19 protein-coding genes are annotated in these 17,477 nt (G+C 41.9%); 6 read left to right on the top strand and 13 right to left on the bottom strand.

The annotated features are described in order from the left end of the window. Positions 1-31: 31 nt before the first annotated feature. On the bottom strand, positions 32-1,156 hold the full coding sequence (locus ABC357_RS01245; protein ID WP_412885762.1) for an FAD-dependent monooxygenase: 1,125 nt from the start codon (positions 1,154-1,156) through the stop codon (positions 32-34). Positions 1,157-1,574: 418 nt separating this feature from the next. Between ABC357_RS01245 and ABC357_RS01250 the strand changes: the two genes are divergently transcribed. Further along, positions 1,575-2,324, top strand: a complete 750-nt coding sequence (locus ABC357_RS01250; protein ID WP_412885763.1) for a sulfite exporter TauE/SafE family protein — start codon at positions 1,575-1,577, stop codon at positions 2,322-2,324. 51 nt (positions 2,325-2,375) lie between these two features. Here the strand turns inward: ABC357_RS01250 and mnhG are convergent, their stop codons facing one another. From mnhG to ABC357_RS01285, 7 genes are read right to left on the bottom strand one after another with little or no spacing between them, the layout of a single operon-like run. Then, on the bottom strand, positions 2,376-2,741 hold the full coding sequence (mnhG, locus tag ABC357_RS01255; RefSeq protein WP_412885764.1) for a monovalent cation/H(+) antiporter subunit G: 366 nt from the start codon (positions 2,739-2,741) through the stop codon (positions 2,376-2,378). Next, positions 2,725-2,961 (bottom strand): Na(+)/H(+) antiporter subunit F1, encoded by a 237-nt coding sequence (locus tag ABC357_RS01260; RefSeq protein ID WP_412888550.1) that lies wholly within the window; start codon positions 2,959-2,961, stop codon positions 2,725-2,727. The genes mnhG and ABC357_RS01260 overlap by 17 nt, the downstream gene beginning before the upstream one ends. 47 nt (positions 2,962-3,008) lie before the next feature. Continuing rightward, positions 3,009-3,485 (bottom strand): Na+/H+ antiporter subunit E, encoded by a 477-nt coding sequence (locus ABC357_RS01265; RefSeq protein ID WP_412885765.1) that lies wholly within the window; start codon positions 3,483-3,485, stop codon positions 3,009-3,011. A 6-nt stretch (positions 3,486-3,491) separates the two neighbouring features. Then, positions 3,492-4,976, bottom strand: coding sequence for a Na+/H+ antiporter subunit D (locus ABC357_RS01270; protein WP_412885766.1), 1,485 nt, complete (start codon positions 4,974-4,976; stop codon positions 3,492-3,494). Next, the gene (locus ABC357_RS01275; protein WP_412885767.1) at positions 4,969-5,310 is read right to left on the bottom strand and encodes a Na(+)/H(+) antiporter subunit C; all 342 of its coding nucleotides are present in this window, start codon (positions 5,308-5,310) and stop codon (positions 4,969-4,971) included. The genes ABC357_RS01270 and ABC357_RS01275 overlap by 8 nt, the downstream gene beginning before the upstream one ends. Then, entirely contained in the window at positions 5,310-5,732 is a 423-nt protein-coding gene (locus ABC357_RS01280; protein WP_412885768.1) for a Na(+)/H(+) antiporter subunit B, read from the bottom strand. Before ABC357_RS01280 ends, ABC357_RS01275 begins: the two co-directional genes overlap by 1 nt. After that, positions 5,719-8,139 carry a Na+/H+ antiporter subunit A gene (locus ABC357_RS01285; RefSeq protein WP_412885769.1) on the bottom strand — a complete coding sequence of 807 codons (2,421 nt, stop codon included), beginning with the start codon at positions 8,137-8,139 and terminating at the stop codon, positions 5,719-5,721. The genes ABC357_RS01280 and ABC357_RS01285 overlap by 14 nt, the downstream gene beginning before the upstream one ends. 513 nt (positions 8,140-8,652) lie before the next feature. Between ABC357_RS01285 and ABC357_RS01290 the strand changes: the two genes are divergently transcribed. Next, positions 8,653-9,210, top strand: coding sequence for a DUF5366 family protein (locus ABC357_RS01290; RefSeq protein WP_412885770.1), 558 nt, complete (start codon positions 8,653-8,655; stop codon positions 9,208-9,210). A 176-nt stretch (positions 9,211-9,386) separates the two neighbouring features. Here ABC357_RS01290 and ABC357_RS01295 read toward each other — a convergent pair whose 3' ends face one another. From ABC357_RS01295 to ABC357_RS01305, 3 genes are all read right to left on the bottom strand, one after another. Then, complete coding sequence (locus ABC357_RS01295) at positions 9,387-9,653, bottom strand: hypothetical protein (protein WP_412885771.1); 267 nt, start codon at positions 9,651-9,653, stop codon at positions 9,387-9,389. Positions 9,654-9,666: 13 nt separating this feature from the next. Continuing rightward, positions 9,667-10,788, bottom strand: coding sequence for an AimR family lysis-lysogeny pheromone receptor (locus tag ABC357_RS01300; protein ID WP_412885772.1), 1,122 nt, complete (start codon positions 10,786-10,788; stop codon positions 9,667-9,669). Between the two features lie 131 nt (positions 10,789-10,919). Beyond that, positions 10,920-12,776 (bottom strand): transglycosylase domain-containing protein, encoded by a 1,857-nt coding sequence (locus ABC357_RS01305; RefSeq protein WP_412885773.1) that lies wholly within the window; start codon positions 12,774-12,776, stop codon positions 10,920-10,922. 258 nt (positions 12,777-13,034) lie between these two features. On the opposite strand from ABC357_RS01305, the gene kapD reads away from it, so the two are divergent. Next, positions 13,035-13,658, top strand: a complete 624-nt coding sequence (gene kapD, locus ABC357_RS01310) for a 3'-5' exonuclease KapD (RefSeq protein ID WP_412885774.1) — start codon at positions 13,035-13,037, stop codon at positions 13,656-13,658. Between the two features lie 49 nt (positions 13,659-13,707). Here kapD and kapB read toward each other — a convergent pair whose 3' ends face one another. Continuing rightward, positions 13,708-14,088, bottom strand: coding sequence for a kinase-associated lipoprotein KapB (kapB, locus tag ABC357_RS01315; RefSeq protein WP_412885775.1), 381 nt, complete (start codon positions 14,086-14,088; stop codon positions 13,708-13,710). Positions 14,089-14,289: 201 nt separating this feature from the next. On the opposite strand from kapB, the gene ABC357_RS01320 reads away from it, so the two are divergent. From ABC357_RS01320 to ABC357_RS01330, 3 genes are all read left to right on the top strand, one after another. Next, positions 14,290-15,006, top strand: coding sequence for a peptidylprolyl isomerase (locus ABC357_RS01320; protein WP_412885776.1), 717 nt, complete (start codon positions 14,290-14,292; stop codon positions 15,004-15,006). Positions 15,007-15,121: 115 nt separating this feature from the next. Continuing rightward, positions 15,122-15,337: a hypothetical protein gene (locus ABC357_RS01325; protein ID WP_412885777.1), complete on the top strand. Its 216-nt coding sequence runs from the start codon at positions 15,122-15,124 to the stop codon at positions 15,335-15,337. A 60-nt stretch (positions 15,338-15,397) separates the two neighbouring features. Beyond that, positions 15,398-15,916: a superoxide dismutase family protein gene (locus tag ABC357_RS01330; RefSeq protein WP_412885778.1), complete on the top strand. Its 519-nt coding sequence runs from the start codon at positions 15,398-15,400 to the stop codon at positions 15,914-15,916. Positions 15,917-15,999: 83 nt separating this feature from the next. Here the strand turns inward: ABC357_RS01330 and ABC357_RS01335 are convergent, their stop codons facing one another. After that, positions 16,000-17,166, bottom strand: a complete 1,167-nt coding sequence (locus ABC357_RS01335) for a MalY/PatB family protein (RefSeq protein WP_412885779.1) — start codon at positions 17,164-17,166, stop codon at positions 16,000-16,002. Positions 17,167-17,477 lie beyond the last annotated feature (311 nt).

The following is a 17,477-nucleotide window of genomic DNA, read 5'->3' on the forward strand; positions in this document are numbered from 1 at the left end:
GATTGATCATTCTTTGGATAAGAATGCCTGGTTACATATTAAACAGTTGTTTCAGCTTTTTAGTATGAATAGAATGGGGCGCCAGCTCAAGCACGATGTTTCGCAATGAGCATAGTATCGGCATCTCAAGCTGAGCCACCTTGCCATATAAATTGGAATCGTGATCTACTTTCCGTATCCGTTCCAGTCTTTGCTTTTCATAAGATAGAAACCCATTTTGGAGGGAATCGGACGGGCTGATGCTGACAGCCAGGATTAAGGCGTCTTCTAAAGCTTGTCCTGCTCCCTGCCACATATTCGGCGTGGTGGCATGCGCTGCATCTCCCACTAATAAAATTCTGCCGAAGGCAAATTTCGGAATGGGGGGCAGGTTATAAATGTATTTGAAAAACATCTCCTTTTCGTTCATTTTGTCTAGCAGTACTGGAATCGGTTCATGGTAGTCAATAAAATTATAGACAATATCCATTTTTGTCCATGATTCGATTTCCTTATCCTGCTCCCGGCAGTTTTTCAGTGCGTACCAGTACATTTGGTTATTAGGCAAGGGCACAAGCCCAACTCTTCCCTTAGTTCCCCAAGTCTCTGTATACCTACGGTCGATGTGTGCAGGGCAATTGTTGATAATTCCTCGCCAACAGGCATATCCGGCAAACTGGAGATTATGTTTAGGCAGTACTTTTTTTCGGATAGAAGAAAACATACCGTCACTGGCAATCATGTAATCGGCATGGTCTACTGACCCATCCTTAAACTGCAGCTGGACTTTATTTGGGCCTTGTGCAAAATCAGTTAACTGCCTATTATGTATAATTGTATTCGGCAGAAGTGCATCTGACAAAATGTTCATTAAAACAGGGCGAGTGATAAACGTATAGATCGTTTCTTTATCTAGATGAAGCTTTGTCAGCCGTTTTCCCCTTTCTGAAAAAATATAACAAGTATGGTCTTCGCAAGCTGCTTGGCGCACGCTATCGCCGACTCCGAGAAAATCCAAAGCAGCCATTGCATTAGCGCCCAATATGATGCCTGCCCCGATTTCCTGGCTTTCCTGATGCCGTTCATATACAGATACGGCATAGCCCAGTTTCTGCAATGCAAGTGAAGTGGCAAGTCCCCCTATGCCACCGCCGATTATTGCGATTTTTTCATGCATAGTCTTTTCCTCCCTGAAAAAGTGATCCCCCATATCTACTACTATAGTCTTTTTTGTTTTGGAAAAAAGTTAAATATTAAGCAACTTTTTACAGAGTGAAGGGAGATTGTCATGATTTTGTGTGACTTTGATGCCGTTTAACGTTACTTATCCTGATAGGCCTTTTTTTATTTTGATATAGCGTAAAAAAATGAAAAAGAGGAGGTCTTTATTCTTTTATATTTTCGATATAAGAGGTTTTGTTCTATTTACATACATTGATATTACCGGTATGGTTTTTGTGTGTTACAGAAGGTGATAGCGCGCTTAGAAAAGGTGTGTTTATCGTTAGTTAATGGAAGTTTTCAAATGGTATAATAGAGTGGGGGATTAGTGAGGAATCCTATTCCTGAATAAAGGGGAGTTAAGGAGGGGAAATGTGTCTCTAAACATGATTTTATTGGCGGTGTTAGCCGTTTTTGCCGGAGCATTAATGAGATCGATGTTTGGTTTCGGTGAAGCGATTGTCAGCATGCCATTATTAGCGATTTTACAGATTCCATTGCATACATCTGTTTCCTTAATTGGAATGGCAGGGCTTACTGTTGCTGCCCTTACTGTTTTTAGCGGCTGGAAGCATATAGAGAGGGGTGTCCTTATCCGTTTGGCCATCTCAACGCTTGTTGGTATACCAGTGGGGATCTTCATTATTCAAGTTGTTCCTGGTCCAGTGATTACGGTCGGCCTCGGCCTTTTTTTGATTGCATATGGAATATATTCTTTATTGAAGAAAAAATGGTTCCAAAAGCTGGACCGTCCTCTGCTCGGCAGGGGAGGCTGGATATGGCCATTCGGCTTTGCCTCCGGCGTATTGGGGAGTGCCTACAACTTTAATGGCGTTCCTGTTGTTGTTTATGGAACTCTGCGGAAATGGAGCCCGGAACGCTTGCGGGGCACATTGCAGGCACATTTTTTAATATCTGGCGTCCTTGTCGTTTCAGGCCATGCTTTAGGAGGATTATGGACGATGGATTCGTTGATCCTCTATGGTTATTCTATACCTGCGATTCTGCTGGCGACAGTACTTGGCGTGTTTCTGAATAAGCGCATTCCCGCCAAACGGTTTGAGCAATATTTGTTTCTTATCATCATTTTGTTAGGTGTTCTATTGGTTTTTCCGCATAGTTGATCATAAAAAAACAGAGCTTCCTTATATAGGATTCTCTGTTTTTTTACGTGTCTATTCGCTTTTTTTGGCTGCTGTTGTTTCACGTGCTTTTTTTAAATCATCCCTTACCGTTTGGCTGCATAGCTTTACGCCGGAATTGTAGGCCGCCCTGCTAATCAGGTGCCCGGAAACAGGAGCTGTGAAAAAGATGAACAAGATGCCCAGTAAGACACGGGAATTAAAATGTCCATGAGTTGTATAAAAGTAAATGAACGTCCCGAGCAGGATGAACATGATACCTAAAGTTGCGCTTTTTGAAGCAGCGTGATTACGAGTATAGATATCGGGGAGCCTTATGAGACCGAATGCAGTCACCATCGTTAAGAAAGCGCCGAGCAGGATAAGGATAGCTGCTGCAAGTTTACTTATTTCGATCATTTTCTATAATCTCTCCCTTCTCCAAGTATTTCGCAAATGCCACTGTTCCTATGAAAGCAAGGATTCCCAGCAGAAGAATAACTTCAAGGAATGCATACGTATCCAAGAGGATTGAAATAAGGGCAATGATGGCGATCAGATTGATGACCATCGCGTCAAGAGCGATTACTCGGTCGGGGATGGAAGGCCCTTTAATGACACGGTAAAGCAGAGCGAGCATCGATAAGGAAATACATACTAGCGCTATTAAAATAATAATATGGAACATTATCTGCTCACCTCCATAATCGCTTTTTCAAATGTGTTTTTGATGCCATCAATTTCATCCTGGACATCCTGTATGTCCATTGCATGTACATACAGCGTTGAATTATCGTCAGATACATCTACAACGAGCGTGCCCGGTGTAAGGGTGATCAAATTGGCGAGGAGAGTGATTTCCCAATCGCTCTTCAGTTCTGTTTTTAAGGCGAAGATACCGGGATTCATATCCAGCTTTGGCCTTAGGATGACCTTCAGTACTGCGATATTGGAAAGAATTAATTCCTTGAAGAATATGAAAATCAGCTTAACGACTGCCCATATTCTTACCAAATAGAACGTTGAGCGGAAAAATCGCCTGAAGCCGATCAGGATCAATAGGCCAAGCAGATATCCCGCTATGAAAGATGATGGCTGGGTCGATGTGGATAGGAACATCCATATCAAAGCCAGGAAAACATTCAGTAGTATTTGAAAGGCCATTTTACATCACTCCTTTAGCACCGCATTTATATATAAATCCGGATTCATTAATGTTTCAGTGGCTTGGGAGATGTAAGGGTATATACTTTCCAAACCTAAGCCCAATGCCAAGGATACAGCCACGAGTACCATGGCGGGGCCTGTCATGCTGTAAAGGGAGCGGGCGGGCATTTCAAATGCTTTTTTCGGTGTGCCCCAAAAGCCGTGGATAAATATTTTCATAACCGAATAAAGGACGAACAAACTGGATGCGATAATCACAAAAGTACCGATGTATGCTTTTGCTTCAATGGACCCTTGGATAATCAGCAGTTTCCCTGGAAATCCACTTAATGGCGGTATGCCTGCGAGTGAAATGGCCGCAAGGAAAAAGGTCCAGCCAATCCAAGGATATTGCTTGATCAGACCGCCCATTTGCCTTAAATCGCTTGTTCCTGTTATCTTGACCATAAGGCCGATCAACAGGAACAAAGCGGCTTTAATAATCATATCGTGTACTAGGTAAAGCAGTGCACCCGATGTACCGGCGTCATTATTGAGTGAAATGCCGAAAATAATAACACCGACGGCAATGATTATATTGTAAATAATGATTTTCTTAACATCCCAATAGGCAATGGCGCCGATGACTCCGACTACAATGGACAATAATCCAAGTGCTCCGAGAAGGGCGTGTGTAAAGCTGACATCATGCGTGAAAATCAGCGTATAGGTACGGAAGATGGAATAGATCCCTACCTTGGTCAGCAATGCCCCGAATAGCGCTAATACAGGCGCAGGAGCTGCATAATAAGATCCCGGCAACCAGAAGAACAAAGGGAAGATAGCCCCTTTCAATCCAAATACAATCAGCATAAGGACAGCAATGACTGTCAGAATTCCCGGTTGTCCAACCTCTGCCACCCGGCTGGCGATATGAGCCATGTTCAGTGTCCCGACTATGGAGTACAGATAAGCTACTGTAATGACAAAAATCGCCGATGAGATGACGTTGACAAGAACATACTTCAATGTTTCTCTAAGCTGAATTTTTGTTCCGCCCAAAACGAGCAATACATAGGATGCCATCAGCATAACTTCAAAGAACACAAACAAGTTGAAAATATCACCTGTTAGAAATGCTCCGTTCACCCCGACGATCAAAAATTGGAATACGGCGTAATAATAAAACCGTTCACGGTCCAAGCCAATCGAACGGATAGAGTAAATACTTACACAGAACGCAATGATGAACGTAGTAAGAACTAGTAAGGAAGACAGCATATCCGCCGCAATGACAATGCCGAATGGAGCTTTCCAGCTGCTGACATCGACAGTTAGCATGCCGTTCGCATGGACGGATGTTAATAAGTAAACAGTTATTCCGATTCCGACTGCAAAAGAAATCATGGATACCGTTCTTTGGACTTTCACATTCCGGAAGAAAAGCAAGATGATTCCTGTTAAAAGAGGCAATAGAATCGGAAAAAGGACGATGTTATGACTATTCATTTGATTCGTTTCCCCTCAATAGATCCATATTGTCTGTTCCCAGTTCCTGATATGCGCGGTAAGCAAGTACAAGGAAGTAGGAAGTAACACCGAAACTGATGACGATGGATGTCAGAATCAACGCCTGCGGAAGAGGATCGACATACGATTTCGCATGTTCCCCTAGAAGCGGTACAGCTCCCCGCTTAAGCCCTCCCATAGTGAGGATCAACAGATGTGCTCCATGGCTCAACAGGCCGGTGCCGATAATGATGCGCAAGATACTTTTTGATAGCATAAGGTAGGTTGCGCAAGTAAATAGAATTCCTATGATAAACGCCATTAAGATCTCCATTATTCACTCTCCCCTATACTTTGGATAATCGTCATAGTTACTCCGACAACGACTAGGTAGACCCCAAGGTCGAATAGCGTCGCGGTATGAAGCGAAGTTTTTCCGATAATCGGAAAGTCATAATACGTATAAAAGTGTGTCAGAAATGGTTTCCCCATAAATACAGGTGCAAGCCCGGTACACGTAGAAATCAGAAGCCCGGAACCGATTAGATAGCGGTAGTTTATAGGAACGATCCGTTTGGCAGTCTTTAGGTCGAAAGCAATCATGATTAGGACGATCGCCGCCGATGTAATCAAGCCGCCGACGAATCCCCCTCCGGCAAAATAGTGGCCGGAGAAGAACAAGCGGACAGCAAACATAATAATGATAAATACAGCAACCTTAGTGGCCGTCTGCAAAATTAGATCATTTGTTTTCATTCGCTTTTTTCCCTCCCCTTTTTGCCAATCGCAATTTAATCATGCTGTATATGCCTATGGCTGCGATGCCAAGCACTGTTATTTCAAACATCGTATCAAGTCCCCTGTAATCAACCAGTGTCACATTTACGACGTTCTTTCCGCCTGCTTCTGTATAGGCAGTATCCAGGTAGAACTTGGATATGGTATCGAAAAGCTTGTTGCTATGGGCGGACAGGGCGATTAATGTAATGACCGCACCCACGCCAATCGAAATAAGCAAGTTTGTAGTCTTGAATTTAAGCCGTTCCTCTTTACGGAATTGCTTCGGCAAATGATAAAAGCAAAGTAGGAACAAAGCAGTTGAGACTGTCTCTACCACTAATTGTGTCAGCGCTAAGTCCGGAGCTCTGAACAACACGAAAAATAAAGAAACGGTATATCCTACTGAGCCCAATACGATAATCGACGTCAGGCGGGATTTTACAAACAGAATAGAAATAGCGCCGATGGCAATGATGATGGCCAATACCACTTCATAGAAACCGATTGGGGCAGTATCCCCTGTGTTGAAAATGAAGGCTTTCTTCCAGTAAAGTGTAAAGGCAAGCGCTGTGATAAAGAACAAGAAAATATAGACCAAATAGTTCCGGATGAAACCGGTCATAAAGAGCTTCACTAGCTTGAAAGACCCTTTTTCCATCCCGGGTAGTGCATAGTCGTACAAATTATTGAAAGACAGCTTCTCTGGAAATAGTTTATAAAGTGATTTCCATTTTGGCCAAGCTAGGAATAGGAACAAGCCAACCAAAACAATGCCGATTGTCATGAATAGAGCAGGCGTCGCCCCGTGCCAAAATGAGATATGAAGATCATAGTCAGCTGGGAATACATCGCCAAGAATAGCTGAAGCCGCTGGTTTAATGATCGTATCTGTCAGCACATTCGGGAAGAATCCGAAAGCAATCACCAATAATGCAAGGATGATTGGTGAAACTAGCATACCCATTGGTGCTTCATGCGGTTTCTTCGGCAATTTTTCAGGCTGGTATTTACCTGTAAATGTTTTGAATACAACCATCATACTGTAGACGAATGTGAATACGCTGGCAATCCACGCTAAAACCGGGAATAGCGTGCTCCAGGTAGACATGTTGAATAAATCGAATGACAGAATAGAAACCATGCTCTCCAGGAACATTTCTTTACTTAAGAAACCGTTGAATGGAGGCAGGCCCGCCATCGAAAAGGTACCGATTAAAGCGATCGTGAAGGTGATGGGCATGAATGACATAAGACCGCCTAATTTTCTTATATCGCGTGTGCCAGTTTCATGGTCAACAATCCCAACCATCATAAATAGGCTGCCTTTAAAAGTTGCGTGATTAATCAAATGGAAAATGGCAGCGACAGTTGCTGCTATATAGAGATTTTCGTTGCCTAATTGCGGATAATGCACAGCCGCAGCGCCGACACCAAGAAGGGACATGATCAGTCCGAGCTGTGAAATGGTAGAATAGGCAAGGATTCCTTTAAGGTCGGTTTGCCTGATCGCATTGAATGAACCCCAAAGAAGTGTCAATAATCCGATGCCTCCGACCAGCCATAGCCATATGCCTGATTCGGCAAACAATGGGCTCAGACGGGCAACCAAATAAATACCGGCTTTAACCATGGTTGCTGAATGTAGATAAGCACTGACTGGGGTCGGTGCTTCCATTGCATCAGGTAGCCAGATGTGGAACGGGAATTGCGCTGATTTTGTGAATGCCCCAAGTAAAATGAGAATCATGGCAGCAATGAATAATGGATGATCCACTATTGTGCCGCTTTGTTCAATCAACCCCCGTATGCTGAAGGTGCCGCCCATGACATATAGCATGACGATCGCACCAAGCATGCTTAATCCCCCAAATACTGTAATGAGCATGGATTTTTGGGCACCGTAGCGTGACCTTTCCCGATTATACCAGTAACCAATCAATAGGAAAGATGATAGGCTGGTGAATTCCCAGAAGGTGTATAGGACGATCAAGTTATCCGATAGAACCACACCGAGCATGGCCCCCATGAATAACAGAAGATATACATAAAAATTATGTAATTGCTCTTTTTCTTTCGATAAGTAGAAAATGGAATAGAGGACGACAAGTGAACCGATTCCGGTTATTAGCAATGCGAATAGCAATGATAAACCATCTATGATGGCCACAAAATTGATGCCAAGTGACGGAATCCAATTCAACGTCTCCTGTATCATCTGTCCGTTTTGGATATCAGGTATTTTCAAAAAGAAATAAGTGAAAAGCACTATTGGCAAAACAAGTACGAACCACCCAGTATGGATGCGGCGGAACGTTTTATACAGCAATGGTACGATGACAGCTAATAGAAAGGGCGAAAGAATAGCCCAGTGCAGCCACGACATAGAATCCCTCCCTTAATTTTTATGTCTGCAAGCCCATGGGAGAACCTTATGATTCAAAGATGGGCCGAATGCATTCCGACGAACAAAAAACCTTTTTCCTAGTATTTCCGAAACGGGATAAATACATGAAAGAAAGGTTCAAAAAGTAAAATAGCAGTTTCCCGTTTTTTTGTAAATGGAATTCATTGCAAGAGAGCATTTCCTATAATTATAGCTTAAATACGGGGCTTATGCATGATAACCGTAGGTTGGGCGAATAGTTCGCCCCTTTCTATTAAATAAGAAGAAACCCATCTATTTCTGGATTTATTTTTTTCGCAAATAGGTGAAAATGGGAAGGGGAGGCAGTGGATTTATGTATATTAAATAGTAAAAATTGGTTATTTATTCAATGCAGAAACAAAACCTGAGTTGGTCCCTGGAAGAAGGGTGATGGTATAATAAGATGATTAAAATAAAAGCTTTGCCAAGAAAGTATGGGAAGGCACCACTATATACATAAGAGGATTTTACATGAAAAATACATATTTCACCGGATATTTCCCTTTTATATCCATTGTTTTGTTTAGTCTGTCATATGCCGTTTTTGCCCAAAAAAAAGTGTTGGAGCTTTTCATTTCCTTCGGCGTTTACGACGGTTTACTCTCTTTCTTTTCGGCATCCGGCATTCGGCTCACTGTTCTGCTATTATTGGCTTTTGGCTTTTTTATGGTACTTGCTGCAATGAAATTGATCAGTGATACTTCCTTGCATTTAGCGCTACTGCTTTTTTCAAAGGATCAGGAAGGGAACGTAATACGGAGCACACGGTTTGGTGCAGTTATTTATTTGATAGGTGGGGTAGGTTCTCTATTCTGCAGCTTTTCTGTATTGGCTGTTTCATTATTGTTTTTTATTACGACTATGACAGCTTTTATTTACTTTATCTACCAGGCCAGTGCTTATTTATCGACATCGGGCCTCTTCGGGCTGGTGTTATTTCTTGTCCTTATTTGGAGCAGCCTCGTTGTGCTTCTCGGCTATTCCATCCTAAAGCTTTATAACGGCCTTGCTTCCAGTATTCCCATCTAGTAAACAATTAAAAAAGACCTGACAGAAAAAATAATGAAAGCCACCCGTTCCTTTTTAAAGATTTTCGGGTGGCTTTCATTATTTCATTTTGTATAGAGGCTTTTTTCTTAGAGGACTGATTCGTTCTGAAGAACATCAACTCAATTTCTGAAGCAGAGCATGGAGGTTAAGTGCTATTAGCCGACAGTTTTGCCTGGGTCTTTAAGTGTTTTATAATCAGGTGCTTTGGCTCCGACAGTTTTGCCTGGATCTTTAAGCGTTTTATAATCAGGTGCTTTGGCTCCGACAGTTTTGCCTGGATCTTTAAGCGTTTTATAATCAGGCGCTTTGGCTCCGACAGTTTTGCCTGGATCATACTGGGAAGGAGATGTAGAGCTGAGAGCGGAGAAAGCTCCTGCAATTACAAATACTGCAGTCAAAAGAATGCCAATTCCTTTTTTCATTATTTCACCTCCTTTAAAGAAAGTTGTATTGCTTCAAAACTTTTTCCGAAAAAAGCTGCAAATAAAAATAACTGGATTGAAGGCTGAATTTTTCTTTTGCCAGTTGGAGCCGAATTTTGTCTTTTGTCGCCAATGCGTAATAAAATTCCTGAAAAGGGGTGAAAAATCCTTGTTGTTCGTAAAGGGTTTCTAAAAGGAATCTTGCTTCCCCTAGCTTGTCTAATTTGATCAGTTGATGGGCTATTTCGGAAGGATCATCCGGTTCTTTATCTAGGCTGCAACCCCAAAGGTTATTGCAGAAACTAAGGGTGTTATGTATATTTTGGCGTTTTTCTTTTATATAAGCGAAAGGCAAATGGGCAATTGTCTTTTCGGCGAGTTCCAGATACTTCAACACCTGAGTGTAATCTGTGAACAAATAGCTCGATGCCAAGGCATGGTATACATTCGCATAAATAGCCGGATATACTTGTTGCTTGCCTATAGCCAATAGCTGTTTGCATGTTTCTTTACATACATCCAATTGATTAATTAACAGATTTGAAGATGCATGGATTTGTAATAGTTGGGTCCTGTAGGCATCGCGCAGATAATCATTTTCAAGGTTTTCAACTTTCAAAAGGACATGGCTGCTGATTTTGTAAAGAGCATCGAACATTTCCATATCATGCAAACCATACAAATGAAGAATCATCGAAAATAGTTTCATTTCTTCGGTGGTGGAGTGGATGTCCATTGAAGCCGCAATTAATTCTTCGGGTGTTATGTCGTTGAATGCATGACGTGTCAATAAGAGGTATAAGGAAGCCCAAGTACGGTCATCCTGACAGCTTGATGATTCCAGCTGTGCGATCATTTTCTTGATCTCTTCGAAGTCTCCTGCCATGTGATAGAATTCAAGGAGGACTGGAAAATGGATATGGGAAGTGAAGGATATGGCGAGTTGCTGCATGACTTGTTTTTGCTTCGAAAAGTCAAATGGATACAGATTGATTAAGGAATGAATCGTGTTATTTTGGGAAGTAATGCTTTGAAGCAAAGACGGAATGCCGTCTATGGTCTGCAAATGAAGTTTACAAGCGTGTCCCTTGAATAACCCATCTTTTACTTGAAGAGAGACTTGATTCGTATTCATTTGCCTACTCCTTTAATAATTGGATTTGTAGAATATAATAACATTTATTGGTAAAAATATCCACTCTTGTCTCAGAGTAGATTTTCATGCTGTTAAGCAAGATTGGCAGCCCTGTAAGCGGGCTGCCAATCCTATTTAGTGTGTTTCATAATGTTTTTCCATACCGCCAATTGCGGAGAGCCGGTATATTGGATATTCGCGGGTTTATCTTTACCGACCCATACACCCGCCGTATATGAATCATTTAAACCGACAATCCATAAATCTTTAAAATCATTGGTTGTTCCTGTTTTTGCACCGATATATCCCTTAGTGGGATAAGAGGCACTTTTGGCGGTACCTTCAGCAACTACACTGTGAAGCAGGACCCTTAATTTTTGGACGGTTTGATCCGACCATATTTGTTTGGGCGATTTTTTCCACTTATAGATAATGCGGCCGCTGGCATCTTTTACATATTTAATAGCAACAGCTTGCTGGTATTGTCCGTCAACAAAGGATGTATAGGCATCTGTTAATTCCAAGGGGCTCATTCCGTATGTAAAACCTCCGATGGCAGCAGGCAGTATGTGATCGGTATTCTTTATCTGTTTGAAACCGAATCGGTCCAGATACGAAAAACTGCGATCAATCCCTGTTTCCTGGAATAAGCGGAGAGCCGGTGTATTATAAGAATGGGCAAAGGCGCTCTTAATAGAAACATATCCATAGATGCCATTGTTGTAATTTTGCGGGCAATAACTTTTGCTGCAAAATGGGCCTGCGTTCACCTTTTTGTTGATGCTTGCACCCGTGACATCCAAGTACGGGCCGTAATCAAGCAATGGCTTAATGGCTGAGCCCGGCTGCCGATAACTTTGGAATCCACGGTGGAAAGAATATTTTTTATACTCCTTTGCCCCAGTCAAAGAGACAAGCTCATGCGTAGTATGTAGTATAACGGCGGTAGCGCCCTCTACATCTTTCTCAGGCAAATAGGTTTGCAGAGAGGTTTGCGCCAATTGCTGAATCTTTCGGTCGAGCGATGTATAAATAGTGATGCCTGAAGCCAATAATTGATTCACCTTTCTTTCCAACTTTTTCTGAGCTTCCTGGCTTACGCTTGGATCCTGGCTCTCAAGGGATGGGATAAGGCCATCCTGCTCGGCAACAAGTTGTTTGAATTCATGCTCGACGTAGGTAACGTAATCAGGATAAAGGTCTGTAAATGCTCCATGTTTAAGAGTAATATGCTGTACCTTGATTTGGCGCCCTTGCTGTTCTGATAGCTTTCCGGCCTGGACGAGCTGGTCGATAAGGCGCTCCTGCCGTTTTTTTACATTGGCCATCCGTTTAAAAGGGTCATATAAAGTCGGGTTATTCGGAATAGCGGCCAGTAAAATAAGCTCGCCTTGTGTCAAATGGTTGCTTGGACGATTGAAATAATAACGGGAGGCGGCTTCGATCCCATAGATGCCATTGCCGAAATAGATTGCGTTAATATATTGTTCAAGCAACTGATCTTTCGAGAATTTCTTCTCCAGCTGATAGGCATAAAGCAGTTCGGAAAACTTTCTGTTATATGTTTTTTCCTGGTTCAAATAAAGGTTTCGTGCAAGTTGTTGAGTAATGGTGCTTCCCCCTTGTTCAATGCGTTCATGCTTCGCATTTTCAATGAATGCCCTGGCGATCGCACTGGCATCCACCCCGCCATGCTGGAAGAACGATCTGTCTTCTGAAATGACAAATGCATCTTTAATAATTTGGGGAATCCTCGCAGAGGGAAGATAAATTCGTTTTTGGCCTGCCGAAACGTGGGAAATAGTTTTTCCGTCGGCGCTTTTTATATAACTTAAAGTCGATTGGGCATTTTCCTTTAGTGATATTTTATCTTCGATAATGGCGGTAACGGGTTTGAGCTGGTTCCATTCATCATGGAATGAACGGACAAAAAACAAAAAAATGGTGAAAGTTGCAATAATCAACAGGTATCCAAAAAAAGTTCTCATAGTCTAGTCTTTTCTCCTTTAAAGACAAATAAGGGATATCCATTCAGCGGATACAGCCAGCCGCCTGTCTTTGGGACACTGCCATAGATAGCGCACATGAATGATTCTTTACTTATGTCGGTAATGGAACCATAAAGTTTAAGTGGCTATAAGAAAATATAGTGTATGGGATTTTTATTAAAAAATTCAGTCTTTTATATTGTTATCTGATATACTTTTTAAAAGCAGAGCAGTCAATGAAGAAAGGAGGGGGAAAGCTTGGAAAAAAACCAACAATACTTGTTCATTGATTTTGAATTTACAATGCCAGAAGCAAAAGTCAAAAATGAAGGATTTTATCCGGAAATAATCGAAGTAGGGTTGATTTCAGTACTCAATGATGAGATTCAACAGAAAATGTCAGCTTATGTTAAACCGCAACGATTTCCCATTCTTTCTGAGCGGTGCAAGAACTTTCTTGGGATAGAACAAAAAAAAGTGGATCAAGGAATAGTCTTCTCGGATCTTATTGAAAGGCTGTATGAAATTGAATCCAAAGAACGGACAAGTCATATTGTCACATGGGGCAATATGGATATGAAGGTATTGCGGCAGAATTGCCAAGTGAACGGACAAGCGTTTCCGTTTAAAGGGAATTTCATCGATTTATCCATGGAGTATAAGCGGTTCTTCGGCGACCAAAATCAGACTGGCTTATGGAAAGCGGTAAAGGCCTATGGGAAGGATGGGGTCGGAAGCCATCATAGGGCATTGGATGATGCAATGACCACCTATAATATTTGCAAGCTGGTAGATGATGATAAGAAATATATGAACAATCACGAGCCGACAACGATAGGAGACATGATTGACTTGTCAGGAGTATTTGATAAATTTGCATAAAAAAGCCAAATCATTGTGAGCGATTTGGCTTTTTTAATAGAATAGCGCCTTATTTAAAATAGTCTTTTTCCAGCTCGTTAATGGCGGCTTTACTGTACTCTGACCATTCATCGCTGTTATTGCCCAAGGAATCCTTTAGGTCTGTGAACGCCTTCTTCAATGATTCCTTGTATTCTGGTATCGGGCCATCGAACGGTTTGACAAGGTTTTTAGGGGCATTCACCTGTTCACGGTAGGCGAGTGCCTTCCGGATATGGAACATAGCGACATCAACCTGTTTTGGATGATGCAAATCACCCTGCATGGGATGTTTAAGGACGGCTGCAATTCTAACCAAATAGCTTTGGTCATTCACAGCTGTTATTTCCCCTATATATTTTCCTGTTTTATTCAACACGGTAACGATTGCGCCTGTTTGCAAATCTGACATGTCATACATCCTTTCCTGTAACTCTCTTTCTCTAATCATACATAATGGGAATGGTGAATGACAATATTGGAAGCAGTATTCGAGTGCTTCATTTCAGATGTAAACCATCCATGCTGGAAAATATAGCTTGTGATTCATACGTAATCTATTCTATTATGTCGATAGGGGATACCTTTATTTAATAGGCTTGGAGGTTAAAAAATGAAAAAAATGTACATCGTTCTGATTGGCTTGCTGTTGGTGCTTGCAGGCTGCGGCCAAGACCAAAGCAAGGAAAACGAAAACAAGAATGCAGATAAACCGAAACAGGAAGCAACTAAGGAGGGATACCCTCAATTATCTGATATCTCATCCGATGAAGATGTGATTATTATGCATACGAGTATGGGAGATATCAAGATTAAACTGTTCCCGAAATATGCCCCTAAAGCGGTGGAGAATTTTATGACGCATGCTGAAAAAGGATACTATGATGGTTTGAGCTTCCATAGAGTTATTAATGATTTCATGATTCAAGGTGGAGATCCTAAAGGGGATGGCACTGGAGGAGAGAGTATTTGGGGAAAACCGTTTGAAGATGAATTTTCCAATAAGCTGTTCAATTTCAGAGGCGCCCTGTCCATGGCGAATTCAGGGGAAAATACGAATGGCAGCCAGTTTTTTATTGTACAGGCTCCCAAAATAGATTCCTCACTCGTTTCACAAATGGAAAAGGCTAATTTTCCTGAAGGCGTAATTAAGGCGTATGAAGAGAAAGGAGGCACTCCTTGGCTTGATCAAAAACATACGGTATTTGGGCAAGTTGTGGAAGGAATGAAGATTGTGGATAAAATAGCGAAAGTTGAAGTGGACGGACAAAGCAAACCGGTTGAACCAGTAACTATTAAAAGCATTGACGTCATCCAACGTGCGCAATGATCGGTAAAATCCATTTTCTGTATACCCTATTCTGAAAAACACGAATGGTATTTGTGATTAATCCTTCCATAAATGTTATAATGTGACATAAAGAAGAAGGGGAGGAAGAGTACCCGTGAGTTTTTTTACGAATGGTGTCATTGGTTTATTTCTTTATTTTCCAAAGGATAAAAGTGAATACATACCAGCCGGAATTACGTTTGCCATCTTCTTTGCTGCAGCAATCATAACAATGGTCCTGATTATTAAGCATTCACGAAAAGAAGAAGCGAAAATGAAGGAGCTCGAAAAAAGCCTGATTGAAAAGAGTCTTGAAAAAAGAGAAATATGAATAGAAAAAGCCTCCTTGGGACATTCTAATGGACAAAATGTTCTATGGAGGCTTGTTTTTATGAGATATGCAGTTTTGGCGGCATCTTTGCTCTTGCTTGCAGGGTGTGCCGATAAACGTCCCACTAATCTTTCTGTGGATATGTACGACCGTTCGGGCGACAAGCTTGGCGTAATCAAACTGGCGGAGCAAAGCGATAGCCTTGAGGTGGATATTGATGTTAAAGGATTGTCGCCGGGGAATCATGCAATCCATTTTCATAGTAAAGGAGTCTGTAAAGGCCCTGATTTTAAATCGGCTGGAAACCATTTTAATCCTGATAGCAAGGAACATGGACTGCTTAATGATAAGGGGCCCCATACAGGCGACTTGCCGAATATTACGGCTGATGAAGAGGGAAAGGTGAAGGTGAAACTGAAATCTTCGGCTACCTTGAAAAATGATCGAAACAGTTTATTGACAACAGATGGGACAAGCATTGTCATTCATGCCAAGGCCGATAATGGGATGACGCAGCCTGCGGGCGATTCAGGAGAACGTGAGGCGTGCGGAGTGGTCAGCAAGGATAAAAGAAAATAGTAGGATGTGCACCCATACATAATGAAGCATATAAAAGAAGAGGCGGATGGCCTCTTCTTTTATATGTCCGTACATTGGACTTTTTAGGAAAGCGCGGTTTGTATGCGTTTCAATCCGTCCATCAGTGTATGGGTTGTGCAGCCAATGTTAAGGCGGATAAAGCCTTCTCCTCCCGGACCATAATTCTTCCCGGGGGAAATGGCGATTTTTCCTTTATTCACAAGGCGATCATGCAATTCCTCGTCGGAAAGCCCGAGTGCTGTACAATCAACCCAAATGAGATATGAAGCATCGGGGACCATTACCTTTATTTCCGGCATGTTTTCCTGGAAGAATTGTTTAACGGTTTCCACATGGCGCTGGAGATAGCTGACTAGTTCCATTAACCATGGTTTCCCGTATGTGTAGGAAGCCTTAATGGCCTCAAAAGCAAACAAATTTAAGCCATGGAAGCCGAATTTATGCTGTGTAGCATTGATTGTCGCCAGTGTTTGCTCATTTTCACAAATAATGATGGAAGCCTGGATGCCTGCGACATTGAATGTTTTACTTGGGGCCATGAAGGTAACCGTCCGTTGGGCAAGTTCCTCGCTTAAGGAAGCGATCGGATAATGCTTCACACCGGGCAAGCACAGATCGGCATGGATTTCATCCGAAAGAATCGTTACATCATATTTGATGCAAAGTTCCCCTATTCGGAGGAGTTCTTCCTTCGTCCATACTCTGCCGCCCGGGTTGTGCGGGCTGCAAAGCAGCAACAAGCGGACGTTTTCTTTCATCTTATCCTCCATGTCTTCAAAATCGATGACCATCTTGCCATCCCGATAGCTTAATGGGCTTGTCACGAGTTCTCTGTCATTATTTTTGATACTATCAAAGAATGGCGTGTAAACAGGAGTGTGAACGAGCACTTTGTCCCCAGGGTTGCTTAACGCGAGGATACTCATAGTGAATCCTGACACAACTCCAGCGCTGAAGCTGATGGCAGATTTTGGCACAATCCAGCCGTGCATCTCCTTCATCCAATGGATGATGCTGTCATATACCTCTTCTGTTTCACCTGTATAACCATAGACAGGATGTTGAGCACGCTTAACCAAAGCTTCTGTTATTTCGGATGGAGAAGCAAAATCGGTATCTGCAACCCACATTGGCAGCAATTCGCTTCCTCCATAACGTTCGTTAACGAAATCCCATTTCAGGGAAGCGGTATTTTTTCTGTTCACTTCCTCATCGAAATTCCATTTCATACCAATCACCTTCTGTTCATATAATTATCCCTTCTATTCAATACATTACTTTTTTGCCCAAAGAATCGCAATAAATTCAAGAAAGGGATGCATGTAAAACACATAGTTATCTTTATTGTAACGTAAATAGAGAATAGAGTTGCTTTTATTTTTATATTATTTGGAAAAATTTTATTTATATAAAATAGTTTAGTATAGCGGTTTAAAGCGATACTGTTAAAAAAAACCCATTATCATCTAATTTGAAACTTGCTATAATAGGAATGTTTCCATAATGGATAAGCTATGTTAACGTTGTTTGTTGGACTGGC

Source organism: Bacillus kalamii, from assembly GCF_047238185.1.
In the GTDB taxonomy this organism is placed as follows: Bacteria; Bacillota; Bacilli; order Bacillales; family DSM-1321; genus Bacillus_AD.

Excerpts from the sequence above, each read along its gene's own strand:
- ABC357_RS01245 (WP_412885762.1), bottom strand. The coding sequence starts at position 1,156 with ATGCATGAAAAAATCGCAATAATCGGCGGTGGCATAGGGGGACTTGCC.
- mnhG (WP_412885764.1), bottom strand. The coding sequence starts at position 2,741 with ATGATCGAAATAAGTAAACTTGCAGCAGCTATCCTTATCCTGCTCGGC.
- ABC357_RS01260 (WP_412888550.1), bottom strand. The coding sequence starts at position 2,961 with ATGCTCGCTCTGCTTTACCGTGTCATTAAAGGGCCTTCCATCCCCGAC.
- ABC357_RS01265 (WP_412885765.1), bottom strand. The coding sequence starts at position 3,485 with ATGGCCTTTCAAATACTACTGAATGTTTTCCTGGCTTTGATATGGATG.
- ABC357_RS01270 (WP_412885766.1), bottom strand. The coding sequence starts at position 4,976 with ATGAATAGTCATAACATCGTCCTTTTTCCGATTCTATTGCCTCTTTTA.
- ABC357_RS01275 (WP_412885767.1), bottom strand. The coding sequence starts at position 5,310 with ATGGAGATCTTAATGGCGTTTATCATAGGAATTCTATTTACTTGCGCA.
- ABC357_RS01280 (WP_412885768.1), bottom strand. The coding sequence starts at position 5,732 with ATGAAAACAAATGATCTAATTTTGCAGACGGCCACTAAGGTTGCTGTA.
- ABC357_RS01285 (WP_412885769.1), bottom strand. The coding sequence starts at position 8,139 with ATGTCGTGGCTGCACTGGGCTATTCTTTCGCCCTTTCTATTAGCTGTC.
- ABC357_RS01290 (WP_412885770.1), top strand. The coding sequence starts at position 8,653 with ATGAAAAATACATATTTCACCGGATATTTCCCTTTTATATCCATTGTT.
- ABC357_RS01295 (WP_412885771.1), bottom strand. The coding sequence starts at position 9,653 with ATGAAAAAAGGAATTGGCATTCTTTTGACTGCAGTATTTGTAATTGCA.
- ABC357_RS01300 (WP_412885772.1), bottom strand. The coding sequence starts at position 10,788 with ATGAATACGAATCAAGTCTCTCTTCAAGTAAAAGATGGGTTATTCAAG.
- ABC357_RS01305 (WP_412885773.1), bottom strand. The coding sequence starts at position 12,776 with ATGAGAACTTTTTTTGGATACCTGTTGATTATTGCAACTTTCACCATT.
- kapB (WP_412885775.1), bottom strand. The coding sequence starts at position 14,088 with ATGTCAGATTTGCAAACAGGCGCAATCGTTACCGTGTTGAATAAAACA.
- ABC357_RS01320 (WP_412885776.1), top strand. The coding sequence starts at position 14,290 with ATGAAAAAAATGTACATCGTTCTGATTGGCTTGCTGTTGGTGCTTGCA.
- ABC357_RS01330 (WP_412885778.1), top strand. The coding sequence starts at position 15,398 with ATGAGATATGCAGTTTTGGCGGCATCTTTGCTCTTGCTTGCAGGGTGT.
- ABC357_RS01335 (WP_412885779.1), bottom strand. The coding sequence starts at position 17,166 with ATGAAATGGAATTTCGATGAGGAAGTGAACAGAAAAAATACCGCTTCC.